This is a genomic window from Microbacterium sp. NPDC090281 (genome assembly GCF_044769635.1).
In the GTDB taxonomy this organism is placed as follows: domain Bacteria; phylum Actinomycetota; class Actinomycetes; order Actinomycetales; family Microbacteriaceae; genus Microbacterium.
Genome location: NZ_JBIVYH010000002.1, coordinates 541,024 through 567,227, shown reverse-complemented (window position 1 = coordinate 567,227; position 26,204 = coordinate 541,024). Strand labels below are relative to the sequence as shown.

General features: G+C 68.3%; 24 protein-coding genes. 16 read left to right on the top strand and 8 right to left on the bottom strand.

The features are described 5' to 3' along the window. The first annotated feature begins 19 nt into the window (after window positions 1-19). Window positions 20-709: a GntR family transcriptional regulator gene (locus ACIQTX_RS16935; RefSeq protein ID WP_402974275.1), complete on the top strand. Its 690-nt coding sequence runs from the start codon at window positions 20-22 to the stop codon at window positions 707-709. Between the two features lie 10 nt (window positions 710-719). Here ACIQTX_RS16935 and ACIQTX_RS16930 read toward each other — a convergent pair whose 3' ends face one another. Further along, complete coding sequence (locus ACIQTX_RS16930) at window positions 720-2,261, bottom strand: amino acid permease (RefSeq protein WP_402974272.1); 1,542 nt, start codon at window positions 2,259-2,261, stop codon at window positions 720-722. A 302-nt stretch (window positions 2,262-2,563) separates the two neighbouring features. Here ACIQTX_RS16930 and ACIQTX_RS16925 point away from each other — a divergent pair, with 302 nt between their 5' ends. The 3 genes from ACIQTX_RS16925 to ACIQTX_RS16915 all read left to right on the top strand — a co-directional run bounded on the left by ACIQTX_RS16925 (window position 2,564) and on the right by ACIQTX_RS16915 (window position 7,303). Next, window positions 2,564-4,654 carry an alkaline phosphatase family protein gene (locus ACIQTX_RS16925; protein WP_402974269.1) on the top strand — a complete coding sequence of 697 codons (2,091 nt, stop codon included), beginning with the start codon at window positions 2,564-2,566 and terminating at the stop codon, window positions 4,652-4,654. A gap of 254 nt (window positions 4,655-4,908) precedes the next feature. Beyond that, window positions 4,909-5,925, top strand: coding sequence for a TerC family protein (locus ACIQTX_RS16920; protein ID WP_402974266.1), 1,017 nt, complete (start codon window positions 4,909-4,911; stop codon window positions 5,923-5,925). Between the two features lie 94 nt (window positions 5,926-6,019). Next, window positions 6,020-7,303 (top strand): hemolysin family protein, encoded by a 1,284-nt coding sequence (locus ACIQTX_RS16915; RefSeq protein WP_105526477.1) that lies wholly within the window; start codon window positions 6,020-6,022, stop codon window positions 7,301-7,303. Between the two features lie 39 nt (window positions 7,304-7,342). Here ACIQTX_RS16915 and ACIQTX_RS16910 read toward each other — a convergent pair whose 3' ends face one another. From ACIQTX_RS16910 to ACIQTX_RS16890, 5 genes are all read right to left on the bottom strand, one after another. Continuing rightward, window positions 7,343-8,248 carry an arginase family protein gene (locus ACIQTX_RS16910; RefSeq protein ID WP_402974262.1) on the bottom strand — a complete coding sequence of 302 codons (906 nt, stop codon included), beginning with the start codon at window positions 8,246-8,248 and terminating at the stop codon, window positions 7,343-7,345. A gap of 40 nt (window positions 8,249-8,288) precedes the next feature. Continuing rightward, window positions 8,289-9,197 carry an SDR family NAD(P)-dependent oxidoreductase gene (locus ACIQTX_RS16905; protein WP_402974259.1) on the bottom strand — a complete coding sequence of 303 codons (909 nt, stop codon included), beginning with the start codon at window positions 9,195-9,197 and terminating at the stop codon, window positions 8,289-8,291. A gap of 34 nt (window positions 9,198-9,231) precedes the next feature. After that, window positions 9,232-9,909 (bottom strand): cation transporter, encoded by a 678-nt coding sequence (locus tag ACIQTX_RS16900; protein WP_402974257.1) that lies wholly within the window; start codon window positions 9,907-9,909, stop codon window positions 9,232-9,234. Next, window positions 9,909-10,244 carry a helix-turn-helix transcriptional regulator gene (locus ACIQTX_RS16895; protein WP_028502111.1) on the bottom strand — a complete coding sequence of 112 codons (336 nt, stop codon included), beginning with the start codon at window positions 10,242-10,244 and terminating at the stop codon, window positions 9,909-9,911. Before ACIQTX_RS16895 ends, ACIQTX_RS16900 begins: the two co-directional genes overlap by 1 nt. Before the next feature lie 64 nt (window positions 10,245-10,308). Then, window positions 10,309-10,851, bottom strand: a complete 543-nt coding sequence (locus tag ACIQTX_RS16890) for a small multidrug efflux protein (protein WP_402974254.1) — start codon at window positions 10,849-10,851, stop codon at window positions 10,309-10,311. A 155-nt stretch (window positions 10,852-11,006) separates the two neighbouring features. Here ACIQTX_RS16890 and ACIQTX_RS16885 point away from each other — a divergent pair, with 155 nt between their 5' ends. The 3 genes from ACIQTX_RS16885 to erm all read left to right on the top strand — a co-directional run bounded on the left by ACIQTX_RS16885 (window position 11,007) and on the right by erm (window position 13,795). Then, complete coding sequence (locus tag ACIQTX_RS16885; protein ID WP_402974252.1) at window positions 11,007-12,206, top strand: sensor histidine kinase; 1,200 nt, start codon at window positions 11,007-11,009, stop codon at window positions 12,204-12,206. Next, window positions 12,203-12,805 carry a response regulator transcription factor gene (locus ACIQTX_RS16880; RefSeq protein WP_105526483.1) on the top strand — a complete coding sequence of 201 codons (603 nt, stop codon included), beginning with the start codon at window positions 12,203-12,205 and terminating at the stop codon, window positions 12,803-12,805. The genes ACIQTX_RS16885 and ACIQTX_RS16880 overlap by 4 nt, the downstream gene beginning before the upstream one ends. Window positions 12,806-13,030: 225 nt before the next feature. Further along, on the top strand, window positions 13,031-13,795 hold the full coding sequence (gene erm, locus ACIQTX_RS16875; RefSeq protein WP_402974248.1) for a 23S ribosomal RNA methyltransferase Erm: 765 nt from the start codon (window positions 13,031-13,033) through the stop codon (window positions 13,793-13,795). A 68-nt stretch (window positions 13,796-13,863) separates the two neighbouring features. Here the strand turns inward: erm and ACIQTX_RS16870 are convergent, their stop codons facing one another. After that, on the bottom strand, window positions 13,864-14,676 hold the full coding sequence (locus tag ACIQTX_RS16870) for an alpha/beta fold hydrolase (protein ID WP_402974245.1): 813 nt from the start codon (window positions 14,674-14,676) through the stop codon (window positions 13,864-13,866). Window positions 14,677-14,817: 141 nt separating this feature from the next. Here ACIQTX_RS16870 and ACIQTX_RS16865 point away from each other — a divergent pair, with 141 nt between their 5' ends. From ACIQTX_RS16865 to ACIQTX_RS16825, 9 genes are all read left to right on the top strand, one after another. Continuing rightward, window positions 14,818-15,756, top strand: a complete 939-nt coding sequence (locus tag ACIQTX_RS16865) for a LysR family transcriptional regulator (protein WP_402974242.1) — start codon at window positions 14,818-14,820, stop codon at window positions 15,754-15,756. A 35-nt stretch (window positions 15,757-15,791) separates the two neighbouring features. Next, window positions 15,792-16,286 carry a methylated-DNA--[protein]-cysteine S-methyltransferase gene (locus ACIQTX_RS16860; protein ID WP_402974239.1) on the top strand — a complete coding sequence of 165 codons (495 nt, stop codon included), beginning with the start codon at window positions 15,792-15,794 and terminating at the stop codon, window positions 16,284-16,286. Between the two features lie 91 nt (window positions 16,287-16,377). Beyond that, window positions 16,378-17,781, top strand: a complete 1,404-nt coding sequence (gene thrC / locus ACIQTX_RS16855) for a threonine synthase (protein WP_402974236.1) — start codon at window positions 16,378-16,380, stop codon at window positions 17,779-17,781. 213 nt (window positions 17,782-17,994) lie between these two features. Next, entirely contained in the window at window positions 17,995-19,332 is a 1,338-nt protein-coding gene (locus tag ACIQTX_RS16850) for a cytosine permease (RefSeq protein ID WP_105527796.1), read from the top strand. A gap of 39 nt (window positions 19,333-19,371) precedes the next feature. Continuing rightward, a complete protein-coding gene (locus ACIQTX_RS16845) occupies window positions 19,372-20,919 on the top strand; it encodes a hydantoinase/oxoprolinase N-terminal domain-containing protein (protein ID WP_105527795.1) in 1,548 nt (515 codons plus the stop codon). A 1-nt stretch (window position 20,920) separates the two neighbouring features. Next, window positions 20,921-22,021 (top strand): DUF917 domain-containing protein, encoded by a 1,101-nt coding sequence (locus tag ACIQTX_RS16840; protein ID WP_402974231.1) that lies wholly within the window; start codon window positions 20,921-20,923, stop codon window positions 22,019-22,021. Further along, a complete protein-coding gene (locus ACIQTX_RS16835) occupies window positions 22,018-23,136 on the top strand; it encodes a DUF917 domain-containing protein (protein WP_402974228.1) in 1,119 nt (372 codons plus the stop codon). The genes ACIQTX_RS16840 and ACIQTX_RS16835 overlap by 4 nt, the downstream gene beginning before the upstream one ends. A gap of 10 nt (window positions 23,137-23,146) precedes the next feature. Beyond that, window positions 23,147-24,181 carry a DUF917 family protein gene (locus tag ACIQTX_RS16830; protein WP_105527792.1) on the top strand — a complete coding sequence of 345 codons (1,035 nt, stop codon included), beginning with the start codon at window positions 23,147-23,149 and terminating at the stop codon, window positions 24,179-24,181. Next, the gene (locus tag ACIQTX_RS16825) at window positions 24,178-25,692 is read left to right on the top strand and encodes a PucR family transcriptional regulator (RefSeq protein WP_402974224.1); all 1,515 of its coding nucleotides are present in this window, start codon (window positions 24,178-24,180) and stop codon (window positions 25,690-25,692) included. The genes ACIQTX_RS16830 and ACIQTX_RS16825 overlap by 4 nt, the downstream gene beginning before the upstream one ends. A 12-nt stretch (window positions 25,693-25,704) precedes the next feature. Here ACIQTX_RS16825 and ACIQTX_RS16820 read toward each other — a convergent pair whose 3' ends face one another. Then, window positions 25,705-26,118, bottom strand: coding sequence for a VOC family protein (locus tag ACIQTX_RS16820; RefSeq protein ID WP_402974221.1), 414 nt, complete (start codon window positions 26,116-26,118; stop codon window positions 25,705-25,707). Window positions 26,119-26,204 lie beyond the last annotated feature (86 nt).

The window sequence follows — 26,204 nt, the reverse complement described above, 5'->3', positions numbered from 1 at the left end:
TGCTCGAGTGGAGGACAATGTGGCACTCTCAGGCGGACCGCTCGAGCGCAGATCGATGAGCGACGAGGCGTACAACCGGTTGCAGGACGCGATCATCAGCGGTGAGCTGCGCCCGGGCGAGCGTCTGCGCGACTACGAGCTCGCCGAACGTCTCGGGACGTCGAAGACGCCGATCCGTCATGCCCTCGACCGCCTGGCCGACCACGGTCTCGTCGAGATGCAGCGCAACCGCTACACCAGGGTCGCGCCCATCGACCTCGACCAGGTCCGCAACGCGGTCGACCTGTTCGGAGACATCTGGATCGGCTCCGTTCGCCATGTCATGCCCCTGATCCAGGACGACGACATCGCCTATCTCACCGAGCTCGCCGACGCGATGGCCTCTTCGGTCAAGTCGCGTGACGTCGCGGGCTTCGGCATCGCGTTGCGCGCGACCGCCACCGGGTTCGCGCGCATCGAGGGCAACGCCTCGCGAGCGGTGATCATCGAACGCCTCGGGCCGCAGATCCGTCGGTTCAGCCAGCACTCCAGAGATGCGTTCGACTGGGAGGTCGTCGGCGCGTTCGTCGTCTCACTGCGCGACGCGATGCTCGAGCGCGACGCCGTGAAGACCCGCGCCGTCCTCGTGCAGTTCTTCGACGAGGTGCTTCCGGCCATCATCGACCGGGCAGAAGAGCAGGAGCTCACCCGGCCCGACTTCCAGGAGTAGCGGAGCGCGGTCAGGTCGGATCGGCCGTGTCCAGCGCGACGCGCTCAGTCGTCGTGCTGTCCCTGGCGATCTTGATCTCGATGATCCGTTTCCTGGCGAGGAACCAGCCGCCGATCAGTGCCGGGACGATCACGATCAGTGTCGCCACGGTCCACGTGCCGGTGGGATAGTCGAAGGCCATGAGGACGATCACCGACGCAAGGAAGACGAGCGTGAGGTACGACGTGAAGGGCGCTCCGAACAGGCGGAACGACGGCCGCACGACACGCCCCTGCTTCGCCCAGGTGCGCAGCCTCAGCTGACACAGGATGATCGTCGCCCAGGCGGCGATGATGCCCAGCGCCGACATGTTGAGCACGATCTCGAACGCGTCGTCGGGGACGGCGAGGTTCAGGAAGACGCCGATCAGGGCGAACCCCGCGGTGAAGAGGATCCCGGCGACGGGAACACCGCGCCTGCTCATCAGACCGGCGACCTTCGGAGCGGCGCCGGACGCTGCGAGTGAGTGGAAGACGCGCCCCGTCGAGTACAGGCCCGCGTTGAGCCCGGACACCGCGGCGGTGATCACGACGAAGTTCATGGCGCTTCCGGCGATCGCCCCCACCTCCGGCCCGCTGATGTGGGTGAAGAAGGTGACGAACGGGCTCTCGCCCGCCTGGTACACGGTGTAGGGGAGAAGGAGTGCGAGAAGGAGCACCGAACCCACGTAGAAGACGCCGATCCGCAAGATCACGGAGTTGACTGCTCGGGGCACGAGCTTTGCTGGGTTCTCGGTCTCGCCTGCAGCCGTGCCGATGAGCTCGATCGATGCGTACGCGAACACGACGCCCTGCATCACGATGACGGCGGGAAGCACGCCTTCGGGGCTGAAACCTCCGTTCTGGCTGAGCATCCGGAGTCCGGTCGGCCCCTGATCCGTCTCCCATCCCGCGGCGAGGACCACGATGCCGACGATGAGGAAGGCGACGAGGGCTGCGACCTTGATGATCGAGAACCAGAACTCCATCTCGCCGAACAGGCGGACCGAGACGAGGTTGAGGCCGACCACGACCACGAGTGCGACCAGAGCGAGAAGCCACTGCGGAACGACATCGAATGCCGACCAGTAGTGCACGTACAGGGCGACGGCCGTGGAATCGACGATCGCGACCATTCCCCAGTTCAAGAGGTAGAGCCACCCTGCCGCGAAGGCCAGCTTCTCGCCGTAGAACTCGCGTGCATAGGAGATGAAGGATCCAGACGACGGCCGATGGAGCACCAGCTCGCCGAGCGCACGGAGGATGAAGAAGGCGAAGACCCCGCAGACCAGGTAGGAGACGGCCAACAGGGGACCGGCGGTGTGCAGCCGCCCGCCGGCGCCCATGAAGAGTCCGGTGCCGATCGCACCGCCGATCGCGATCATCTGCAGATGCCGGGCTTTCAATGACGTGTGATACCCGGTCTGCTCATGGGAGAAATCCTGGACGGACGTCGTGACGTCTCCGAGTCTCTCGCGCGCGTTCTCGAGTTCGGGCGCCAGGTCTTCGGTTCCGTCGTTGCTCGCGTGCGGCATTCGCTGCTCCTGTCTGATCGGCGGACGCGCACAGCAGCGCTCGTGCGGGGGTGCGGTCCGACAGAGGAATGACTCGTACAATGTGGAATGTTACTGATCGGCGCGTCTCGAGTGTGATATTCCGTCCTCGATCGTGGTGGGATCTTCTTCCTCGGTGTCCACCACCGGGTGCGCTGACCCGCTGTTCATGAAGGTGGATACCTAAATCCACACCATCGAGTGAACGGAGCGCCAACTTGTATTGACACCTTCGCGCGGAACCGCCGAAGAGGCGGGCGCGGGTTCGAGACTGGGCTCCGGGCATGGACATCACCATGCTCGCGACCCCCACAGTCATCGGAGATGAAATGTCCTCGTTCCGCAAGCGAGCAGTAGTCGTGGCCACAGCGGCTGCGTGTCTCGTGTCCACCCTCTCTGTCATACCGGCAGCGGCCGTCGGCGACGCGAAGCCCGTCAAGACGCTCGTCGTCGGCATCGACGGTGCCTCGTTCGACTTCCTCGACGACGCCGACATGCCCAACCTCGACGCCCTGATGGCGCGCGGCATGGTCTCCTCGAGCAACCTGTACGGCACGCCGCTCGCCGGCACCATCTCCGGGCCGGGATGGTCGACCATCGCGACCGGCGTCTGGCCCGACAAGCACAACGTGGTCGACAACAACTTCACCTCGCCGCGATACGACCTGTACCCGGACTATCTGTCGCGCATCGAGGCGGCGCAGCCGGCACGTTCCACCGCCGTGGTGGCGACGTGGGCACCGATCGCGACGACGATCTTCGGCTCGACCGTGGACTCCCGTGTGCAGGGCGGCAACGACGCGGGCACGACGGCGAAGGCGGTCGAGACCATCGCCGGCGGAGCCGATGATGTGTTCGTGCACCTCGACGAGGTCGACGGTGCCGGTCACAGCACCGGAACGAACGGCGCCGCCTACGCTCGCGCGCTGGCCAAGGCGGACGGGGAGATCGGCCAGATCCTCGCAGCTGTCGATGCCCGCCCGGATGACGAGGAGTGGCTGATCGTCGTGACCGCCGATCACGGGCACACCCCGACGGGCGGACACGGCGGCAGCAGCCCCGCAGAGCGGAAGGTGTTCGTGGTCGCGGCGGGCCCGGGCATCGAACCCGGTGTGCGCAACGACGTGAAGATCTCCGACGTCGCCCCGACCGTGCTCTCGGCCGTGGGTATCGCGGCCGACCCCGCGTGGAACCTCGATGGCACGGCTCTGTCCGCTCTTGTTCCGGATGCCTTCGACTCGCTGCGCCCGGTGTTGCAGACCCGTGCGGACGAGACCCGTCCTGGCGCCGACGTGCTGGGGTGGACGCGATCTGCCCCCGAAGGCTGGTCGATCGATAACTCCCGCATGCCCGCCGGGGGTGTGAAGGAGTGGTCCGGCTGGTCGTTCGCCACCGACGAGTTCTGGACCAACGTCGAGCTCGGGCAGCGTCGGGAGACGTCGGTTCGAGCACGTGACGTCTTCGCCGTGGCGGACTCGGACGAGTGGGACGACAAGTCGCATTCGTCCGGCGCGTTCGACTCGACCCTGGTCAGCCCGGCCTATCCGCTCACGGGGGCGAGCACGGCGACGTTGTCCTATGCGACCAACTACTTCATCGACGGCCCGCAGTCGGCCGAGGTGCTCGTCAGCTTCGACGGCGGCGAACCGCGGTCGCTGAAGGCCTACTCGGCCAACACCAACACGAACGAGGCTCTCTCCTTCGACGTGCCGGCCGGGGCGCGCACCGCGCAGTTCCGCTTCCACTACACCGGTACCAACAGCGCTTTCTGGGTGGTCGACCGCGTCGCCCTCGGCCAGGCGCCGGCGCCGGTCGACACGCAGAAGCCGGTCGCGACCCTCGTCGCTCCGACCACGGGAGGACCGACCCCGCAGGTGCAGTTGCAGGTGAACGCCACCGATGACATCGGGCTGAAGCGCATCGTCGCCAACGTCTATAAGGACGGCAAGCTCGTCAAGAGCACGCAGTCGGCGATGAACGGCGCGACCAGCGGCATCCATCAGGCGACATTCGCGCTCGCCGACGGCTCGTATACCGTGAAGTACAACGCCGAGGACCTCGCCGGGAACATCGCGCAGACCGGCGCGTTCGCCTTCGCCATCGACGCGACGCCGCCGACCGCGACGATCAAGGACGGGGCATCGTTCACGGTGGGCTCCGGTGGCAACCACGACCTCGTGAGCTACAAGCTGTTCGACGCCGGCAAGGTCTCACTCGTCACGATCAACGGCATCACGAAGGACCTCACCGACAACACCTGGTCCGACGTGAACTTCTTGAAGCCCGGCACGTTCGGTGCCGTGAGCGGACAGAACACGATGGTCGTCCAGGACGTGGCGGGAAACACCACGACAGTCTCCTTCACCCTCAACTGACCGCGGCCTCCGCGGGTGCGCTGCCGTCCGACGCGCCCGCGGAGGCCTGTCGCCTTTCAGCGACGGTGCGCTTACGGCAGATCCACAGGAACCGCAAAGGGTTGTCTCCTAATCTGGAGAAACCAAGGGGAGTACTCCGACACGGTGGGGTCGTCATTACGGATGCACGTCGCATCCCGGGCCACCGGTTCCATGTTCAATGGAATGGAGAAGACTTTGGCGGTACGGTCGTACCCCGAGTCTGGAGTCCTCATTTGGATATCACCCCGCTGATCTGGATCATCACGATCGCGATCACGATCGCCTTCTTCGTCTACGAGTTCTTCGCGCACGTGCGCACGCCGCACGAGCCGACGATCGCAGAATCGGCACGGTGGTCGATCTTCTACATCAGCCTCGCGCTGCTGTTCGGCGTCGGCATCGGCGTCTTCTCCGGGTGGACGTTCGGCGGAGAGTACTTCGCCGGGTATCTCACCGAGAAGGCCCTGTCGATCGACAACCTCTTCGTCTTCCTCATCGTCATGACCGGCTTCGCGGTGCCGAAGATCTATCAGCAGAAGGTGCTGATGATCGGCATCGTGATCGCGCTGATCCTGCGAGGAATCTTCATCGCCATCGGTGCGACCCTCATCGAGAACTTCTCGTGGGTCTTCTACCTGTTCGGAGCGCTGCTGCTCGTGCTCGCCTATCGTCAGGCGTTCAGCAACCACGAGAGCAACCCGGCGAACGGGCGGTTCATGACGTTCGTGCGTCGGCACCTGCCCGTCAGCGACGAGTACAACGGAGACAAGCTGACGGTCGTCAAGAGCGGCAAGCGCTTCGTCACCCCGATGCTCCTCACGATCATCGCGATCGGGTTCATCGACCTCGTCTTCGCAGTCGACTCGATCCCGGCGATCTACGGCCTGACCGACCAGGCCTACATCGTCTTCACCGCGAACGCCTTCGCGCTGATGGGTCTGCGCCAGCTGTACTTCCTCATCGGCGGCCTGCTCGAGCGCCTCGTCTACCTCGCGCAGGGCCTCGCAGTCATCCTCGCCTTCATCGGCGTCAAGCTCGTCCTGCACGCGCTGCATGTGAACGAGTTGCCCTTCATCAACGGCGGCCAGGGCGTCGAATGGGCCCCCGAGATCCCGATCTGGTTCTCGCTGCTGTTCATCGGCCTCACCATCGCGGTGGCCACGGCGGCGAGCCTCATCAAGACCCGCCGCACACCGGCAGCCGTCACTTCTTCCACCGACACCACCCGGACACACAAGGAGCACTCTTGAGCGCGCAGCGCTGTTCTGACTCTTCGGACTCTGACAGTACGAGCGCCCGGTTCATCCCGGGCGCTCACCCCACCACAGACGAGGTGGCCCGCTGATGGGCGACCTGCTCTGGAACATCGCTCTCGTCTTCGCGTTCGTGCTGATCGGCGGTGTCTTCGCTGCCACGGAGATGGCGCTGGTCACGCTGCGTGAGAGTCAGATCAACGCGATCGGTCAACGCGGGCGGCGCGGCGCGAAGGTCGCCGCCCTCGCCCGCAACCCCAACACCTTCCTCTCGGCCGTGCAGATCGGCGTGACCGTCGCCGGGTTCGCCTCGGCGGCCTACGGTGCGACATCGATCGCGCCTTCGCTGGCACCGGTGCTCGAATCGTGGGGCCTCGCCCCCGCTCTGGCACTGACGGTCGCGACGCTCGTGCTGACGCTCATCATCGCGTACCTCTCGCTGGTGCTCGGCGAGCTCGTGCCCAAGCGGCTGGCGATCCAGCGAAACGCGCAGTTCGCCTACGCGATCGCGCCCGCCCTCAACGGGTTCGCCACGGTCATGCGCCCCGTGATCTGGCTGCTCTCGGTCTCGACGAACGCCCTCGTCCGGCTGCTCGGCGGCGATCCGCACAAGACGAGCGACGAGATGACCGACGAAGAGGTGCGCGACATCGTGGCGAGCCATCAGGGGCTGCCCGATGACGAACGGCGCATCCTCGACGATGTGCTGTCCCTCCGCGGGCGCCAGGTCAGCGAGGTCATGCGCCCGCGCCCCGAGGTGGTCGCACTCGACGAGGCCGCGAGCGTAGGCGAGGTGATGGCGCAGGTGCGCGACCTTCCGTTCTCGCGCTACCCCGTGGCCGACACATCGATCGACGACATCACCGGCTTCGTGCACGTGCGCGATCTGTTCGAGGCCGCATCCGACGATCCGACGCGCCCTCTGAGTGCGCTCATGCGCGACATCCCCTACATCCCCTCGACCGCGCGGGTGCTGCCGACCCTGACCCGGATGCGGGCGGAGGGGCATCACATCGCGGTGGTCGTCGATGAGTACGGCGGGACCGACGGACTGGTCACCCTGGAAGACCTCGTCGAGGAAGTCGTCGGCGAGATCTTTGACGAGTACGACGCCGAAGTGTTCATCTCGTCCGACGAGGGACTCGACGGGCGACTCAACCTACAGGACTTCGAGGAGGCGACCGGCCTGGCGATGCCTCGCGGTTCGTCCGACACCATCGCCGGGTTCGTGACCGAGCAGCTGGGGCGCCTCGCGGTCGTCGGCGACACGGTCGAGGTGCCTGGTGCGACGATCCAGGTCGCGGAGTTGGACCGTCGACGGATCTCTCGCGTGCGGGTCACGACAGACGCGGTCGTGGCGGAGCCAGGGGCCTGAGGAGGCCGGGGGGCTGAAGTCTGAGGCCCGGTTGAGCGGTCAGGGCCGGTGCGCGCGGCTGCCGAGCGCACCGAGCCCTTCGCTCAGCACCTCGACCAGCAGACGTGCATAGCGTCCGTCGGGATCGAGATCGGGGTCGAACACCGTGACGCTCGCGCCGACTGCATGCGGCGCGAGCTTTCGCAGGAGTGCGGTGAGCTCGGCCGCGTTGATGCCGCCCGGATCGGGGCTGTCGACCGCAGGCATGACCGTGGGGTCGAGCACATCGACATCGACCTGCAGCCAGTAGGCCGGCCCTGCCACGGCGGCTGACTCGGCGCCGACTCTGGTTGCACCGAGGGATACGACATCGGCCGCGGGCGTGACCCTGCCCAAGATGCCACGCACTTCTTCTTGCTCCTCGTCGTCGGAGCGGTGGCCGATGTGTGCGGTGTGCTCTGCAGAGAAGTACGGGCCGAGCCCGTCGATGTCGGCGACCTCAGGCCAGTGCTTCCCGACCGCGGCAGCGAGGGCCTCTCCGGCCACGCTCGCGCATTCGTCGCTGTTGCCGGGATGGCGGAAGTCGGTGTGGCCGTCGATGTGCACGAGGCCGACACCGCCGCGGCGTGCGGTCGCGAGGCCCGCACCGAGGAGGATCGCACAGTCGCCGCCGACTACGAGGGGAGCCTCGCCGCGGTCGAGGGCCACGCCGATGCGCGTGGCGAGGCGCTGCGAGTGGTCGATCATCGCGCTCTCGTTGCGCACCCGGCCGGATGGCCTCGTGGCGTCGTCGTCGACGTAGCGCCCGGCGAGCACGATGCCGGAGTCGGTGGCCCCGAGCTCGGCGAACCGCGCGAAGAGGCCGGCCTCGCGCAGAGCCTCAGGAGCTTTCGCCGCACCGGGCACGCTACCGGGCTCGGGCGGGCGGAGACCGAGGTTGGAGGGAGCTGACAGCAGCGTGATCATGCCCTCATCCTGCCGTGGGGGTCGGACATCCGGACGCGGGTCAGGTCGGAAAGGGCGCCCCGGTGATGCGCTCCGCCGCCGCCCACAGCGCGGTTCCCGTAGCGGGGGAGCGGACGTCGTCGGATGCGGCCACGTGCTTCGGCGCCCCGCGGAACTCGAGCAGACCTCCCGGACCCCAGTAGTCCCCGGTGGAGACGTCCGCTGCGGTGGCTGCATGCACGATCGGCAGTGCGCCGCCGTCCTTGCCCTGCACGAGAGCGCGAGTCGGTGCGGCGAGGGTCCGGATGACGCCGGACACCTCGGCGAGGCCGGGGCGCTGCGGCGTGAGCGGATCGACCGCATAGCCCGGATGTGCGCACACCGCTGCGCGTGATGTGTCGGACCAGCGCCGCGCCAGCTCGAAGGCGAAGGCCATGAGCGCCGCTTTCGATCGCCCGTACTGCCGGAGCGACGAGCCGTTCCACGAAGCATCGATGTGTGCCGGATCGAGGTGTGCGAAGCGGTGGGCGATCGAGCCGACGGCGACCACGCGGGCATCCGGCGCGAGGAGCGGCTCGAGGTGAGCCACGAGGGTGAAGTGGCCGAGGAAGTTCGTCCCGACCATGAGGTCGAGGCCGTCATTCGTTCGCGCCGTGGGGTCGGCAGCCTTCACGCCGGCGTTGCAGATGACCGCATCGACGCGCTCGCCGACCTCGGCACCAGCTCGGCTGACGCTGTCGAGGGAGCCGAGGTCAAGGGCGACGAGCCGCAGGTCGGCGTCTGGAGCCTGGCCGCGGATCGCCGAGATCGCGGTCTCGGCGCGCTCGGGGGAGCGGCACCCGAGGATCACCCGTGCGCCACGCGTCGCGAGCTGTTCAGCGCACCAGTACCCGATGCCCGCGTTCGCGCCGGTGACGAGCACCGTGCGACCCTGCAGCTCGGTCGTCGGCGAAGCGGGGGCGGCATCCATCACTCCAACCTAGGCGGAACGGATGCCGCTCGCGTCAGTGGTCGTGGTCGTGGTCGTGCCCTTCGTGCTCATCGTCGTCTTCGAGGAGCATCCCGACCGAGGTCGCGCACGCATCGCCCTTCCACGCCTCGATCCCCTCGCGCACCGCGAAGGCCGCGATGACGAGCCCTGCGACGGCATCGGCCCACCACCAGCCGAGCAGGGAGTTGGCAACCAGGCCGATCAGGACGGCGGCGGAGAGGTAGGTGCAGATCAGCGTCTGCTTCGAGTCGGCGACAGCTGTGGCCGACCCCAGTTCCTTGCCCGCACGACGTTCTGCGAGCGACAGGAACGGCATCACGGCGACGCTGACCGCGGTCAGGATGATGCCGATACTGCTGTGCTCGGGCCGCTCGGCCGTGACGAGCGCGGTCACGGACGTCGCCGTGACGTAGATCGCGAGAGCGAAGAACGCGATGGCGATCACGCGCAGGGTCGGCTTCTCCCAGCGCTCGGGATCGCGGCGGGTGAATTGCCAGGCGACGGCCGCGGCGGACAGCACCTCGATCGTGGAGTCCAGGCCGAAGCCGATGAGTGCGGCGGACGACGCGACCGAGCCGGCGGCGATCGCGATGACCGCCTCGATCAGGTTGTAGCCGATCGTGATGCCGACGATGAGGCGGATGCGGCGGTGGAGGATCTCGCGGCGCTGCGCCGGTGCCGTGGTGGTCATCAGCAGGTGCAGCCTTCGCCGGAGCAGCAGTCGGGCTCGACGATGAGCGTGACCCGCATGAGCATGTCGAGTGCCGGCGCGAGGTGGCGGTCCGCGAGTCGATAGCTGCTGCGGCGGCCGTCGGGGACGCTCTCGACGAGTCCGCATCCGCGGAGGCAGGCGAGGTGGTTCGACATCGTCTGGCGTGAGACGCCGAGCGCGTCGGCCAGGTCGGCGGGGTAGCGGGGCGCTTCCCTCAGCGCGAGCAGAACGCCGGCGCGGGTGGGGTCGGACAGTGCGTGCCCGAGACGGGCGACGGCAGCCGTATGGGTGAGGGAGGCGAGAGCGGTGGTCACGCACTCCACTGTACAGAAAAGGCTGAATTCAAGAAACCTTGAATCCAGCCACATCTGTGAGGGATCAGCGGATCGCGTACACCGCGCTGCCGACGATGACGGCGACGATCGTGGTCCACCCGATGATCGCCAGCGCCTGCCAGAACAGGATGCGGGCCTTCCCGATGCCGGCAGCGGCGAGCATGGTCGCGGTGAACTGGGTCGGCAGCAGGAGCGGGCCGAGCAGGCTGACCCCGGGGACGCCGTAGCGCTCGAAAGCGCGCTGGAACTTCTCTCGACGTGCGGTGCTGCGGTCCGTATCGGGCGCATCCGCAGCAGTCATCTCGGCCGAGCCGCCACCCGCGAGCGCAGCAGTTTTGGCGCGGGAGCGAGTGACGACGGCCTGTCGCGCTCTCGAGCTCACCAGCACGACCACCAGGACACAGAGGAAGTTGCCGACGATCGCGGCGATCGCGGCGACCACCGGCGCGATGCCGCCGATGATGCCGATACTCACGGCTCCTTCGCCCTCGATGAAGGGGATCGCGCCGGCGAGGGCGACGATGAGCGGCTGCACGAGCTCTGGAACCTGGGCGACCAGGTTCTGGAATGTCTCGATGAGGTTCATGGGATGCTCCCGGATGTCGGTGCGAACGGTGTCTCCGCTGCGATGTCCTCAGTCCACCCCAGCCTCGCTCGCGGCGGCAGTGTCGGGCCGTCACCGCTTTCCGGGTGGATCGCATGACGCAGCAGTGACAACTGTCACGGCCGTATCGTGGGAGCGTGAGCAGCCGAGTCGAGCCTCCTGCCCCTGTCGGACCGAGTCCAGGGGCGAGACAGCTGTCGCGGGGTGTCACCGCTACCTGGTGGTACACGGCGACAGCGGTGATCGTCTTCGAGCTCGCGCTGGTCGCCGCCTGGATGGTCACCACGCTGGCGGTCGACCTCCGCGGGTTCGGCGGCGTGATCGTCGGAGGAGGGGGACTCCTCTGGGTCGCCTCCACCGTTCCGCTGCTGCTCGACTACCGTCATCGCCTGGATGCAGAGCCCGGTGTGCGTTGGATGCGCCTGATTGTGCCGCTCCTCGTCGCGGTCGCGTACGGAGCAGCGGCCGGTGCCGTGATCGGAAGCTGGCAGCTCGCCCTCATGCCCATCATGCAGTCGGTCGTGCTGCTGAACTGGCAGCCGGGTGTCCGGTACAAGGTCGTCATCGCCGCGACGATCCTCCTGGCTACTCTCGGGGTCGTCGATTCCAGCTTGGATGTCTCACCCGAGGTTCCGTTCCTCTTCACCGCCGCTTACACCGTCTTCCTCCCCGTGATGACGGTCACCTCGCTGTGGTGGTGGGATGTCCTGATCACCCTCGATCGAGCCAGAGCCTCCGAGGCTCGACTCGCCGCTACGCAGGAGCGCCTGCGCGTGGCGACCGACGTGCACGACCTGCAAGGGCATCATCTCCAGGTCATCGCGCTGCAGCTGGAACTCGCCGAGCGGCTGCTGCCGGCCGATCCGGACACCGGGATGGAGCAGCTCCGTGCCGCGCGGGTCAGCGTCGACGAGGCCCGTCAGGGAACCAGAGACCTCGCGACGCGCTTTCGCTCGGTGCCGCTGGGGGACGAGCTCGCCAACGCCCGCGACCTTCTGAAGGCTGCTGGACTCGACGTGGCGGCCGCGATCGATGCGGATGCCGACTCCGCGCCGGCATCCGCTCTCGGACCGGTGATCAGGGAGACGACGACCAACGTCCTCCGCCATGGCGCGGGCGGACGCGCACGCCTGGCGCTGACCCGCACCCCCGATGCCTGGCGCTATGAGATCGCGAACGATCTGTTGCCAGGCATCGAGGTTGAGCACGACGGCTCCGGTCTGGAGGGCGTGCGTCGCAGGGTCGAGGAGGCATACGGCTCCCTCGAGGTGCGGCGCGATGCCGACGAGTTCGTAGTCGTCGTGACGGTGCCGGCTCAGACGGGAGACGCGCGATGATCCGCGTGCTGATCGCCGACGACGAGGCGATGATCCGATCCGCGCTCGCAGCCCTCCTCCGACTGGAAGACGACATCGAGGTGATCGCCGAGTGCGAGGACGGCGAGCAGGCCGTCGCCGAGGCCGTGCGTCTGCAACCGGATGTCTGCCTGCTCGACCTCGAGATGCCGGGCCTCGATGGCGTGCAGGTGGCCGAGAAGCTGAACAGGCTGATCGCGACGCGATGCGTGGTCGTCACCCGTCATGCGCGCCCCGGCGTACTGCGCCGCGCTCTGGCATCCGGCGTCTCCGGCTTCCTGCCCAAGTCCCGCGGTGCCGACGAGGTCGCCGCGGTCATCCGCCGTGTCGCGGCGGGTGCCCGCTATGTCGATCCCGAGATCGCGGCCGACGCCCTGAGTGACGAGCGCTCACCGCTCACCGATCGTGAGCTCGATGTGCTGCGCGCCGGGCGTCGAGGCGAGACGACCGGGCAGATCGCGCGGGCGCTCTCCCTCGCCCCCGGGACCGTGCGCAACCACATCTCCGTCATCCTCGGGAAGCTCTCGGTCGGCACGCGTCAGCAGGCGGTGCTGATCGCCGAGGAGCGCGGCTGGATCTGACGGCCGATATGCTGGCAGGTATGGGAACGATATGCGCAGCGCCCATGATGGGGCGCAACCTCGTGTTCCGCGACCGCCGCTCCTGACGGCGCGCTCGCCCTCCGCACGCATCTGCGCGCCGTCCACCGAGATGTCATCGCACCTCGGGACGGGCAGTCCTCACTGACGCCTCTTCGCGTCCTCCCCTCCTTCGAGGTGCTCCGATTCTTCTTCTGGAGCGCACTCATGCCTCGTTCAACCCATGGCGGCCGTCACGAACTCGGCCAGAACTTCCTCACCCACCGTCCCACCCTCACCCGCATCACCGCGCTGGTGCGACGAACCTCGGGCTCGATCCTCGAACTCGGCTGCGGTGACGGTGCCCTCACCCGCTCGCTCGCGGAGCTGGGCAGACCGCTCGCGGCGATCGACATCGACGAGCACCGGGTGCATCGACTGCGAAAGACGCTGCCCGGCGTGCGCATCGAGATCGCGGATGCGACGCACCACGCGCTCGCGGCCGAAGTTGTCGTCGGCAACATCCCGTTCCACCTGACCACGCCCATCCTCCGGCGGCTGCTCTCGACCGAGCGGTGGAGCGAGGCCGTGCTGCTGACGCAGTGGGAAGTGGCGCGCAAACGCGCCGGCGTCGGCGGCGGCACCATGATGACCGCGCAGTCGGCGCCGTGGTTCGAGTTCTCCCTCGAAGGCCGGGTTCCGGCGTGGGGGTTCTCACCGCAGCCGAGCGTGGACGGCGGGCTGCTCACGATCACGCGCCGGGGCTCACCGCTCGTTCCGGGATCCGAACGGCGAGCGTATGAGGCGTTCGTCCGCGCGATGTTCACGGGGAGAGGAGCGAACCTCCCCGCTGTCGTGGCGGCGGCGGCGAGCATCCCGATGTCCCGAGCTCGACGCGTGGTGGCAGCTGCCGGCGCGACGGATCAGAGGCTTCCGCGCGATCTGCGTCCGGAGCACTGGGCCGCGCTCTGGCGTCAGATCTCGCGGAGATGACGGCGCGAGGCCGTCGAGCAGCGGATTTCGCTCGGCGGCCTCGCGGTCGTGTCGTCTCCCGGCGCCCCTCAGGGTGCGAGCACCTCGCGCAGACGTGCTGCGAATTCGGTGGGGTGATCGACGAATCCGGTGTGGTCGCCGGGGAAGCGGGTCGGCTCGATGCCGAGCTGCGCCCCGAGTTCGGTCGTCGTGCGCTCGCAGAGCTGGTCGACCGACTCCTCACCGATCCCGAGCACGAGGTTGCCGGCGCGCGCACGCAGAGCCTCGATGTCGGGCTCCCACCGCACGCTCGCCGGCAGCTCGTAGCGGAACCAGAACTGCTCGTCGGCGTGGTTCCGGGGGTCGACCTCGCCGCCGAACCACTGGACGAGCATCTCCTCCGGCATCGTGATGTTGGCCTGCGCGAAGAACAGCCGCCACGCGCCGACCCGATCGCCTGAGAGAGCGGCCGTCGTGAGCTCGTCGGTGAGCCGTCGCTGCTCAACACGGTCGGGAAGCAGTTCGAGGAGCGGCGGTTCGTGGGCGATGACCGTCGGTGCCAGGTCGGGGCGGGACTGCGCGAGGGCCAAGGAGGTCACCGCGCCGCCGCTCGACCCGAAGACGATCGCGGGGCCGGCATCGATGTGCTCGATGAGTGCGGCGAGGTCGGCTGCACGGCGCTCGGGGGTGGAGCCCTGGGAGGGGTCGTGGAGGATGCTCCGCTTGATGCCGCGCGGGTCGGTGGTGAGCACCGTGTGGTCGGTGGCGAGCTCGTCGGCGAACGCTGCGAAGGCGTCGGCATCCATGGGGGCGCCGATCAGGGCGATCAGCGGTCCGTCGCCGCGGAGTTCGTAGTGGAGGTGGGCATCGGGCAGATCGAGTGCGGCGGTCGTCGTGTTCATGGCGTGCTCCCTTGTCATCGAGGCGGTCGTGCCGTGCGCCGCCGTGTCCTGCACACAGGTTCGCTCCGAAAGGGCCGCGATGCCAACACCCGTTGAATCCGGATTGACGCATTTCTGTTGTGAATCGGGTATAACCGTTGCATGGCTGATGAGCTGGAGCTGCGTCTGCTGCGGCACTTCGTCACGGTGGCGGAGGAGCTGCACTTCAGCCGTGCCGCGCAGCGGCTCTACATCGCCCAGCAGGCGCTCAGCCGCGACATCCGCCGCCTGGAAGATCGCCTCGGCGTGCCGCTGCTGACTCGTTCGACCCGCAGTGTCGAGCTGACCGAAGCAGGGCGTCGGCTGCTCCCGCGGGCGAAGGAGATGCTCGCACTGCACGACCTGGCCCTGCGGGAGATCCTCGAGGAGGAACCGCTGATCGTCGACGTCGTCGACCCTGCATTGACGCCGGCGCTGGTGCTGGACGCGGCACGGCGTCGGGCGCCGGACCGTGAGTTCTTCGCGCGCTTCGGCGGCCCCGGCGGTGCGGTGTCGTCGGGGTCGACGACGGATGTGGTCTTCGACCGACTGACGCGGGCCTCTGCCGAAGTCGCCTCTCAGCTCGTGCGCTACGAACCGCTGGCCGTCCTGATCCTCGAGGGGCACCCGCTGGCTGAGCGAGACGTGGTCCCGCTCGAGGCGCTGCGTGAGACCCGGGTGTGCTCCCGCGCCGGCGCCCAGGTCACGCCGGGGTGGCTGGATGCCACCGCGCAGCTGCTCGCTCCGTTCGGCATCGACCCGGCCATCGGACACCCGTTGGTGCCGGGAGGGGAGGAGCTGGCGCAGCACCTGCGACTGCGCAGCGCCCCGATCCTCACACTCGTGTCGCAACCTCCGGTCGACGGTGCCGTGCTCCTCCCGGTCGTCGACCCGGTCCCGTTGTTTCCCTGGGCGATGGTCTGGCGTGCAGGTCTCGTGCACCCTGCGCTGCACGAGCTGCGGGCGACGGCTGCCGCGCTGGCGGAGGAGCGGGGCTGGCTGGAGGTGCCTGACGACGCATGGCTGCCGTCGCCCGAGAGTCGAGCGGTCTCCGCGCCCTGATCCCTGGTGTCGGTGCACCGGAGTAGCCTCGACGCATGTCCGCCTTCGCCACGCTGCCGACTCCGGTCGGAGTCATCGGCGTCGTGAGCGACGGAGTGGCGATCACCAGGGTCTCATGGCGTTCGACGCCGCCAGAGGGAGCCGTCGTCGCCTCCGACCCGTTGCTCACCGAAGCGCTCGCGCAGCTCACCGCCTACTTCGACGGCACCCTGCAGCACTTCGACCTGCCGGTCGACCTCGGCGACCAGACCGTGGCGACGCGCGCCGTTCTCACGGCCCTCTACGAGACGGTCGCGCATGGCGAGACGATCACCTATGGCGGACTCGCCGCCCGCAGTGGCACCGAAGTGCCGGCGAGGGGGATCGGGTCGATCATGGGTGCGAACCCCGTCCCGCTGATCGTGCCCTGCCACCGCGTCGTGGCCGGCGACGGTCTCGGCGGCTACTCCGGGGGAGACGCGGGGCACGGTCTCGAGACCAAGCGTTGGCTGTTGGAACACGAAGGGGCGTTGCCGACCTCGCTGTTCTGACCCCTGGGACGAGGGCAGCCGTCATCGCGTCAATACGGCGGGGAACACCCTGCGAGAATGGACGTGCCGAGTCCCGAGCCGAGGAGCCAACGTGCAGTTCATCTCCACCCGCGGCGGCATGCAGCCGCAGCCGTTCAGCGAGACGCTGTTGGAGGGCCTCGCGCCCGACGGCGGCCTGGCAGTGCCCGAGGTCATGCCGACGGTCGACGGTGAGACGCTCGAGCGCTGGCGTGCGCTGACCTACCCGCAGCTGGCGGCGGAGGTGCTGGGCCTGTTCGCGACCGACATCCCGCGCGCGGACCTTGCCCGGATGACGGATGCGGCCTACGCCGACTTCCCCGACGGCGTCGTGCCGCTGCGGGCGATCGACGACGAGCTGACGCTCGTCGGACTCTCCGAGGGGCCGACGCTCGCGTTCAAGGACATGGCCATGCAGTTCCTCGGCCAGGTGCTCGAGTACACGCTGGAGCGCAACGACGCGGTGCTCAACATCCTCGGCGCCACGTCGGGCGACACCGGCTCGGCCGCCGAGCACGCCCTGCGCGGCAAGGAGCGGGTCGCGGTGTTCATGCTCTCGCCGCAGGGGCGCATGAGCGCCTTCCAGCGCGCACAGATGTTCTCCCTCGACGACGCGAACGTGCACAACATCGCGGTCGAGGGTGTCTTCGACGACTGCCAGAACCTGGTGAAGAAGCTCGCCGGTGACCTCGACTTCAAGCGCGCCCAGCACCTGGGAGCGGTGAACTCCATCAACCTCGCGCGCATCACGGCGCAGACCGTCTACTACTTCTGGGCCTGGCTGCGGGCGACGGATGCCGGTGGCTGGACCGAGTTGTCGTTCACCGTGCCCTCCGGCAACTTCGGCAACATCCTCTCCGGGCTCTTCGCGAAGCAGATGGGGCTGCCGATCCGTCGCCTCGTGCTCGCTGCGAACGAGAACAACGTGCTGGACGAGTTCTTCCGCACCGGCGTCTACCGCCCGCGCAGCGCCGCCCAGACGCTCGCGACCTCGAGCCCGTCGATGGACATCTCCAAGGCGTCGAACCTCGAGCGCTTCATCTTCGAGCTGGTCGGCCGTGACCCGGCCAGGGTCGTCGGCGCATGGGACGACCTCGAAGCACAGGGGTACTTCGACTTCTCGGCCGAGCAGGAGCGCTTCCTCGAGGAATTCGGCATCGTCAGCGGCACCTCGACGCACGAGGACCGCCTGGCGACCATCCGTTCGGTGTACGAGACGACGGGCGAGGTGATCGACCCGCACACAGCCGACGGCGTCAAGGTCGCGCGCGAATACGTCGAGCCCGGTGTGCCGATGCTCGTGCTCGAGACCGCGAAGCCCGAGAAGTTCGCCGAGACGATTCACGAGGCCATCGGCGTCGAGCTGGGCTACGCGCCGGAGCTGCAGGAGATGCTCGACGCACCGCAGCACGTGACCGAGATGGGCGACGACGAGAACGCGCTCCGCGCCTTCATCGAGACGAACGCGTTGCACTGACGCCGGTCGCCGGAAACACGTTCCGCACCGAGACCCACTCCTGCCCACGTCGGCGGGGGTGGGTTTCGGCGTTTGTGAGGGATTCGATACCGAGTTAGCAAATGTGCGACATGCACATCTGTGGGGGATGCTCGTGCGATATGCACATGTCGGTGGCGTGCCAGGCGTCGCTACTGTGGCGCACAACCCGTTCCCTCCTCCCGAAGGATCCTCATGGCACGCACGGCGCACGCAGACGACTTCGCGCTCTCCCGAGTGACTCCGGAGGCCCGCAAACCCTGGTTCGGAATCGCCGTGCAGCGATTCGGACAGGTCTCGGCTCTCTCGCAGTTCCTCCTCGGCGCGACCCTCGGTTACAGCATGACTTTCGGCGAGGCCGTCCTCGCCTTCCTCTTCGGCTCGCTCATCCTCGAGGTGATCATGTGCGTGGTCGGCTTCATCGGCCAGCGCGAGGGCCTCAACACCGCACTGCTGGCCCGCTGGACCGGCTTCGGCGAGATCGGCGCCTCGCTGGTCGGCCTCGCGATCGGCATCAGCCTGATCGGCTGGTTCGGCATCCAGTCGGCGATCTCCGCGCAATCGCTCGACGCCCTCATGCCCGGTGCCCTGCCGGTCTGGGCGTGGAGCCTCATCTTCGGCCTCGCGGTCACCGCGATCGTGGCCTTCGGGTTCGTCGGGATGCAGTGGCTCGCGAACATCACGGTCCCGCTGTTCCTCATCCTGGTCGGCTGGTCGGTCATCTCCGAGCTCACCCGTCACGACATCGGCGAACTGCTCACAGGGCCTGCTCCCGGCCCGACCATGAGCGTCTGGGCCGGCACCGGCATCGTCGCCGGTGGCCTCATCGTCGGTGCGATCATCACCGGCGACATGACCCGCTTCAACCGCTCGCGCGCCGACGTGATCAAGCAGACCGTCCTCGGCGTCTCGCTCGGCGAGTTCGTGATCGGCCTCGCCGGTGTGCTCCTCGCCCACGCGGCCGCCAGCGGCGACATCGTCGCGATCGTGACCTCGTCGGTCGGGTTCATCGGCCTGTTCATCGTGCTCACCGGCACACTGAAGATCAACGACTGGAACCTGTACTCCTCCACCCTCGGGCTCGTGAACTTCATCTCCACGGCTTTCGGAAAGAACCTCCACCGCGTCACCACGACGATCGTGCTGGGCATCGTCGGATCGGTGCTCGCCGCAGTCGGCATCCTCGGTCAGTTCACCGAGTTCCTGATCGTGCTGAGCGTCGCGTTCCCGCCGATCGCGGGCATCATGGTCGCCGAGTACTACATCGTGCGACGGTGGCGTCCCGAGCTCGACGCGACCCGTGAAGCGGGCACCCTCCCGGCAACCGCTCCGCGTATCGTGCCGGCGACGATCATCGTCTGGCTGGTCTCCGCGCTGGTCGGCTACTTCGTGACCTGGGGCATCCCGTCGCTGCTCAGCCTCTTCCTCTCGATGGCGCTGTACATCGTGGCGGGCAAGCTCGGCTGGGTGCGCGGCGTCGGCGTCGCCACCACCCGCCAGGCGAATCCGGTCGAAGAGACCGCAGCGGCCTGAGCCGCCGAGACACACATCCACCACAGGAAAGCGAGAATCATGCATATCGGCATCGACGTCGGCGGCACCAACACCGACGCAGTCCTCATGGACGGCACCCGCACGCTGGCGGGAGTGAAGCACTCGACCACCCCCGATGTCACCAGTGGCATCATCCAGGCGATCGAGGATCTGCGAGCCGGACACGCCTTCGAGGGCACCGACATCGACGCCGTCATGATCGGCACGACGCACTTCATCAACGCGCTCGTGCAGGCCACTCGCCTTGCACCGGTCGCCGCCCTCCGACTCGGCCTCCCCGCCACGCGCGCGCTACCGCCGCTGATCGACTGGCCCGAGGTGCTGGTCGAGGCGACGCAGGCGCGCAGCTACCTCGCGCACGGCGGATACGAGTTCGACGGACGCCCGATCTCGCCGCTCGACCCGGACGAGATCCGGGCGCACGCGGAGGACATGAAAGCTCACGGCATCCGCTCGGTCGCCATCTCCTCGGTGTTCAGCCCGGTGAACCACGACCTCGAGGTGCGGGCGGCGGAGATCGTCGCGGAGGTGCTCGGCGCGGATGCCGCGATCTCGCTGTCGCACGAGATCGGGCGCATCGGGCTCCTGGAGCGCGAGAACGCGACGATCATCAACGCCGCTCTGCGCGAGCTGGCCTCCGAGATCGTCGATGGGCTGACTTCAGCCGTGCGGGCCCAGGGAATCGAGGCACCGATCTTCCTCAGCCAGAACGACGGCACGCTGATGGATGAGGAATACGTGCGCCGCTACCCGGTCGCGACCTTCGCCTCCGGGCCGACGAACTCGATGCGCGGGGCGGCGGCCACGAGCGGCCTCGACGACTGCGCGGTGATCGACGTGGGTGGCACCACGGCCGACATCGGTCTGCTGATCAACGGCTTCCCACGTGAGACGGCGAACGAGGTCAAGGTCGCCGGTATCCGCACCAACTTCCGGATGCCCGACGTGCTCTCGCTCGGCATCGGCGGCGGCAGCATCGTCGACGAGGAGACCGCGGAGGTCGGACCGGCATCCGTCGGCTACAGACTGACCACGGATGCCCTCGTCTTCGGCGGCTCGATCCTGACCGCCACCGACATCGCCGTCGCGGCAGGTCGTGCGCAGATCGGCGATGCGAGCAAGGTCGCCCATCTCGATCCCGTGTTCGTCGAGCGGGTTCTCGCCCGCATCGCCGAGCGCGTCTCCGAGGCCGTCGACCGCATGCGCACCTCACCCGAGCCCATCGCGGTGGTCGCTGTCGGCGGCGGATCCATCCTGCTCCCGGATGAGCTGCCGTTGTTCGGCACGGTGCATCGCCCCGAGAACTACGCGGTCGCCAACGCCATCGGCGCCTCGATCGCTCAGGTCGGCGGCGAGATCGACAAGGTCTATGCGATCGAGCCCGGTCGTCGCGAGGAGACGCTCGCCGAGGTGCGGGCAGAGGCGGTGGACAAGGCGATCGCCGCTGGCGCCAAGCCGTCGACCGTGTCGATCATCGACTTCGACGAGGTGCCGATCCCGTACCTCCCCGGCAACGCGACGCGAATCCGCGTCAAGGCCGTCGGCGACCTCGACATGGGAGTGTGACATGAGCTGGACCATCACCCCCGCCCACATCGACGGACTCGCCCGCGGCGCAGCCGTCCTCGGCACCGGAGGAGGAGGAGATCCCTACATCGGTGCGCTCCTCGCCCGCCAGGCGCTGTCGTCCGGAGATGTCACGGTCGTCGACCTCGACGAGGTGCCCGATGACGCACTCGTGTTGTTCGTCGCGATGATGGGGGCGCCGACCGTCATGGTCGAGAAGCTCCCGAGCCTCGCCGAGGTCATCGAGCCGGTCAAGGCGCTCAGCATCCACCTGGGCCGCCCGATCACCCACATCGCGTGCGCCGAGGTGGGCGGGGTGAACTCGACCATCCCGATCGCCGCGGCCGCAGCCCTCGGTCTTCCGCTGGTCGACGCCGACGGCATGGGGCGTGCGTTCCCCGAGCTCCAGATGGTGCTCCCGACGCTCTACGGCGTCACCGCCTCGCCCCTCGCGTTCAGCGACGAGAAGGGCAACACCGGCGTGCTGCAGACGGTCGACAATTCGTGGACCGAGCGCATCGCCCGAGTGGCCTGCGTCGAGATGGGCTGCTCGGTCATGATCTCCGGGTTCTCGATGTCGGGCACCGCAGCCCGCGAGTCTCTCGTCTCGGGCTCGCTCTCCCGCTGCATCGAGATCGGGAAGCGCATCGCCTCTGCGCGGGAGGAGAAGACCGACCCCGTCGAGGCTGTGGTCGACCTTCTCGGCGGTCGCGAGCTGTTCGACGGCAAAGTCGTCGACGTGCACCGGGCCACGACGACCGGCTTCGCCCGCGGACGTGCGCGCATCGACGGAGACGCCGGCGCGACGCTGACCCTGCAGTTCCAGAACGAGCACCTGGTGGCCGAGGCCGACGGCGTGGTCCTCGCGACCACCCCCGACCTGATCATGGTGCTCGACGGCGAGTCCGGTGAACCGATCACGACCGAGGGACTTCGCTACGGGCAGCGGGTGCGGGTGATCGCGGCACCGGCCGATGAGCGGTGGCACTCCGACGCGGCACTCGCCATGGTCGGCCCCGGGTACTTCGGCTACGACATGGCAGCGCACCGCTTCGACGGCAGCATCTCCCACGGAACCGTGTCTGCGGGAGCTGCGGCATGAGCTGGCAGCTCACCGCCGCCGACCTCCCCGACCTCGCCCGCGGCGCGACGCTGCTCGGTACCGGCGGGGGTGGAGACCCCTACATCGGCAAGATGCTCGTCGAGCGCGTGCTCGGAGCGGGAAGCATCACGATCCTCGACCCGGACGAGCTCCCCGACGACCTGTTCGTGATCCCGACCGCGCAGATGGGCGCGCCCACCGTGATGATCGAGAAGATCCCGGCAGGCACCGAGCCCACCCTCGCCCTGCGCACTCTCGAGGAGCACCTGGGTAGAAAGGCGGATGCGACGATGCCGATCGAGTGCGGCGGCATCAACTCGATGATCCCGCTCATCGTCGCAGCCGAGACCGGGCTGCCCGTGGTCGACGCCGACGGCATGGGCCGTGCGTTCCCCGAGCTGTCGATGGAGACCTTCGCCGTGTACGGCGTGCACGGGTCGCCCCTCGCGCTCGCCGGAGAACGCGGTGAGAAGGTCGTGATCGACACGGGCGACGACGACCGGCAGATGGAATGGCTCGCCCGTGGGATCACCATCCGTCTCGGCGGAGTCGGGCACATCGCCGAGTACGCGATGACCGGAGCCGACGTCCGACGAACGGCCGTTCCGCGCACGATCTCGATGGCGCTCGCGCTGGGCCGCGCCATCCGCATCGCCCGTGAGGAGCACCGCTCGCCGTTCGACGCGATCGCCGAGACCCTCTCGAGCACCCTCTACCCGCACCTGCGCGAGCTCTGCGTCGGCAAGGTCATCGACGTCGAACGGCGCACGACCGAGGGCTTCGCCAAGGGGCGTGCCGTCATCGCACCACTCGGAGCCGACGAGGGTGACACGTTCGAGATCTCCTTCCAGAATGAGAACCTCATCGCGCACCGCGGGGAGACGCTCGTGGCGATCGTGCCCGACCTGATCTGCGTCGTCGACCACGAGACGGCCGAGCCGATCACGACTGAAGGTCTTCGCTACGGGCAGCGGGTGCGGGTGCTCGGCATCTCCACGCCCGAGATGATGCGCACCCCCGACGCGCTCGCCGCCTTCGGCCCTTCGGCATTCGGGTTGGGGGAGCAGTTCATCCCCGTCGAGGAGCTGGCGGCGACCGAGGGCGTTTCTCCCTAGGCTGGAGCGCATGATGCTGCAGCGCGACGACCTCACGGCGCTCGCCCGCGGCTACGCGCTGCTCGGCTCCGGCGGCGGGGGCTCGACGACCATGCTCGAGCTGATGCTCGCCGGAGCCGGGGATTGGCCGATGGAGGTCTCCTCGATCGACTCGCTCGACCCTGCCACGCCCTGCCTCGGCGTCGCGTTCGTCGGTTCGACCATGCTGCTGGGGGAACGGCTTCCGGGAGCAGAACCCTTCGCTCGGCTCCTCAGCGCCGTCGAACGGTGGATCGGTCACCCGGTACCCGCCGTCTGCTCCCTCGAAGGCGGCGGAATGAACGGCCTCGCGCCGCTCACCCTGTCCGAGTCTCACATCGTGGTCGATGCGGACTGCACCGGCCGTGCGTTGCCAGGGCTCGACCAGATGTCACTCTTCGTCGACCGCGTCCCTGGTCTCGTGTTCGCGTGCGACACCGGTGCAGACGGAGTCGCACTCGTCGAGGCGCACCGGGCGATCGACGCCGAGCGAGTCGTGCGCTCGGCGATCGTCCAGGCCGGCGGGGTCGGCTGTGCGGTGCTCGGCGGCTTCACGGTCGGCGACCTGCGCGAGCACGCGATCGGCGGTCATCTCGAACATGCGCTCGAGCTAGGCAGGGCATATCTCGCGTCAGTCGCCGCGCCGCTCCCGCTGCCGCTGCTGGCCGAGGTGCTGGGGGCGGAGCTCCTCGCAGAGGGGCGCATCGTGTCGGTCGCCCCGTTCGCGAAGGACCCCCACGTGAACGCCGTCGAGATCAGTGGGCTCGCCGGTGCCGTGCACCGCATCGTCACCCGCTCGGAGACGCTCGCCGTGCTCACCGACGGTCTGCTCGTCGCCTCCGCTCCGACCATCATCGTGATCATCGACGCCGTGTCCCGCGAGATCCTGGAGGTCACCGAGCTCCGTCTGGCACGCAACGTCGCGGTCTTCGCCATCCCCGCCCCGGCATGGTGGAACGCCCGACCCGATCGGCGTGCGAAGGTGCTGCCATCCGCTTACGGTCTCGATGACCTGGACGCGGCGTGAACGAGCGGCTGCAGTTGAGCGCGCTGCTCGCCCACCCCGAGAACGGGGGGCTGCGGCGGGTCGGCGGCCCCGAGAGCGTCGCGTGGGAGGCTGTGGCCGTCGGTGCCGGAGAGGCGGAGCTCGTCGAGGGCGACGCCGATCGACTCGCCATAGTGACAGCGGCGGCACCGACTTCGACCTGGCAGCAGGACGCGTTGCTGCGTCGGCTGCGTGACCGCGGCTACACCGGCCTCGCTCTCTCGGGCGCGGCCGGGTTCGATGCGGGGGCGTTCCGGCTCGCGGATCGGATCGGTCTGTGCCTGCTCGACGTCGAACGACCCATCCAACTCGCGAAGGCGTGCTGGATGCTGATCGAGGCCCGAGACGCGCTGACGCTCAGCCAGGTTCGCAAGGTCGCCCAGTCGTTCGAGTACGCCGCTGATGACCTCGCCGACCTTCTGGGGCACATCGCCGCGAACCTCGGCGTCGGCGCGGCACTCATCGACTCCTCCGGGGTGCTGCAGGAGGCAGGGGCTCATCTCGATGCACGACTGCACGCCGCGATCGGCTTCGACTCGTGGCTCGATCGGGCCGGCGCCGGTGAGGAGGCGGCCGCGTCCGTGCGGGTCGACAGCCCGGGGCGCAGCGGCCTGAGACTGGTGCTGTTCGGGCGTGGGCTCGGCGAGGCCCAGCTCCAGTCGCTCTCCGTGGCCGCCGAGGTCGCCATGCCCGCGGTCGCCGCGCGCATCCTGATCGACGAGGTGGCGGCCGTGAACGACGTCGCCGTGTCATCCGGACTCCTGCGCGACTTCGTCGACCTGCACGGGGCGGCGGATGCCGACGTCGAGAGACGGATGGCCGAGCGTGGTTGGCGCACGGGAGGTCATCACCTCGGATTCCGGATGGTGGCGAGAGGACGACTCGACTCCTTCTCGCTGCTGCGATCGGTCAGTGCGGGGCTCAGCGCGATCGACGGTGATGCGCATGCGACGACTGCCGGCCGTGGACTGACCGGATGGCTGACGTTCCCCGAGTCACCGGATCCGGACCGGGTGGAGAGGGCCGTCGCCTCCCTGCGGGAGCTTCACCTGGGTGCATTGCGCGACTTCGCGGTCGCGACCGGAGTCGGCTCGCTGCAAGGTGGATCGGAAGGACTCGCCAGCACGCTCGACGAGGCAGGGGATGCGGCGCGCATAGCGGCCTCGCGCTCGGCGACGGGGTGGTTCGTCCGGGTCGACAGCCTCGGTCTGGAACAGCTGCTGCTCGCGTGGACGGGGAACGACACGTTCGTGCCGGCAGCGGAATCGCTCCTCGCTCCGTTGCGGGAAGGGGGCGGCGAACTGCTCGCCACCCTCTCCGCCTACCTCGACCACGAGTCGGGCATCGCCGCGACTGCGACGGCGCTCGGTCTGCACCGCAACACCGTGACCGTGCGGATCAGGCGGGTGCAGGAACTCCTCGGCATCGACATGACCGACCCCGAAGCCCGCCTGGCGCTGCACCTCGCGTGTCGTGCCGTGCAGCCGCGCTGAGCGGAGCCTGCCTCATTCCTCCGGATCGCCGTGCAGCATCCACGGGATGCCGAAGCGATCGACGAGCATCCCGAAGAGCCCACCCCACGGGGGCACATCCAATGGCATCGTGACCGTCGCGCCGTCGGCCAGCTTGTCCCACACCGCGCGCGTCGCGTCTTGAGTGTTGCCGCTCAACGACACCGAGAACCCTTGCGGCTTCTCGTACGGCATCCCATCGGGAGAGTCGGATGCCATCAGCACCAGGCCGTCCGGTGCGTCCAACTGGGCGTGCATCACGAGGTCCTTCTGGCTCGGATCCTGCACCATGTCGGGGAACTCCCCGAAGGTGTTGATCACGAGTTCGCCACCGAGGACGCTCTGATAGAACTCCATCGCCTCGCGGGCTTCGGTGCGGAAGGACAGATACGGGTTGAGAGCAGGCATGAAGACTCCAGGAGTGTGTGAAAGGTGTCATGACCGGCACCGCTGAGCCTCAGTCTGCGCCCGCGGCGTGGGACCCGCAAGAGGGA

What these genes read in the sequence shown, in the direction of transcription:
- ACIQTX_RS16870 (WP_402974245.1), bottom strand. Translation starts at nt 14,676, where the DNA reads ATGAACACGACGACCGCCGCACTCGATCTGCCCGATGCCCACCTCCAC.
- ACIQTX_RS16905 (WP_402974259.1), bottom strand. Translation starts at nt 9,197, where the DNA reads ATGGATGCCGCCCCCGCTTCGCCGACGACCGAGCTGCAGGGTCGCACG.
- erm (WP_402974248.1), top strand. Translation starts at nt 13,031, where the DNA reads ATGCCTCGTTCAACCCATGGCGGCCGTCACGAACTCGGCCAGAACTTC.
- ACIQTX_RS16925 (WP_402974269.1), top strand. Translation starts at nt 2,564, where the DNA reads ATGGACATCACCATGCTCGCGACCCCCACAGTCATCGGAGATGAAATG.
- ACIQTX_RS16900 (WP_402974257.1), bottom strand. Translation starts at nt 9,909, where the DNA reads ATGACCACCACGGCACCGGCGCAGCGCCGCGAGATCCTCCACCGCCGC.
- ACIQTX_RS16840 (WP_402974231.1), top strand. Translation starts at nt 20,921, where the DNA reads ATGAGCTGGACCATCACCCCCGCCCACATCGACGGACTCGCCCGCGGC.
- ACIQTX_RS16835 (WP_402974228.1), top strand. Translation starts at nt 22,018, where the DNA reads ATGAGCTGGCAGCTCACCGCCGCCGACCTCCCCGACCTCGCCCGCGGC.
- ACIQTX_RS16860 (WP_402974239.1), top strand. Translation starts at nt 15,792, where the DNA reads ATGTCCGCCTTCGCCACGCTGCCGACTCCGGTCGGAGTCATCGGCGTC.
- ACIQTX_RS16820 (WP_402974221.1), bottom strand. Translation starts at nt 26,118, where the DNA reads ATGCCTGCTCTCAACCCGTATCTGTCCTTCCGCACCGAAGCCCGCGAG.
- ACIQTX_RS16830 (WP_105527792.1), top strand. Translation starts at nt 23,147, where the DNA reads ATGATGCTGCAGCGCGACGACCTCACGGCGCTCGCCCGCGGCTACGCG.
- ACIQTX_RS16845 (WP_105527795.1), top strand. Translation starts at nt 19,372, where the DNA reads ATGCATATCGGCATCGACGTCGGCGGCACCAACACCGACGCAGTCCTC.
- ACIQTX_RS16890 (WP_402974254.1), bottom strand. Translation starts at nt 10,851, where the DNA reads ATGAACCTCATCGAGACATTCCAGAACCTGGTCGCCCAGGTTCCAGAG.
- ACIQTX_RS16910 (WP_402974262.1), bottom strand. Translation starts at nt 8,248, where the DNA reads ATGATCACGCTGCTGTCAGCTCCCTCCAACCTCGGTCTCCGCCCGCCC.
- ACIQTX_RS16930 (WP_402974272.1), bottom strand. Translation starts at nt 2,261, where the DNA reads ATGCCGCACGCGAGCAACGACGGAACCGAAGACCTGGCGCCCGAACTC.
- ACIQTX_RS16850 (WP_105527796.1), top strand. Translation starts at nt 17,995, where the DNA reads ATGGCACGCACGGCGCACGCAGACGACTTCGCGCTCTCCCGAGTGACT.
- ACIQTX_RS16915 (WP_105526477.1), top strand. Translation starts at nt 6,020, where the DNA reads ATGGGCGACCTGCTCTGGAACATCGCTCTCGTCTTCGCGTTCGTGCTG.
- ACIQTX_RS16880 (WP_105526483.1), top strand. Translation starts at nt 12,203, where the DNA reads ATGATCCGCGTGCTGATCGCCGACGACGAGGCGATGATCCGATCCGCG.
- ACIQTX_RS16865 (WP_402974242.1), top strand. Translation starts at nt 14,818, where the DNA reads ATGGCTGATGAGCTGGAGCTGCGTCTGCTGCGGCACTTCGTCACGGTG.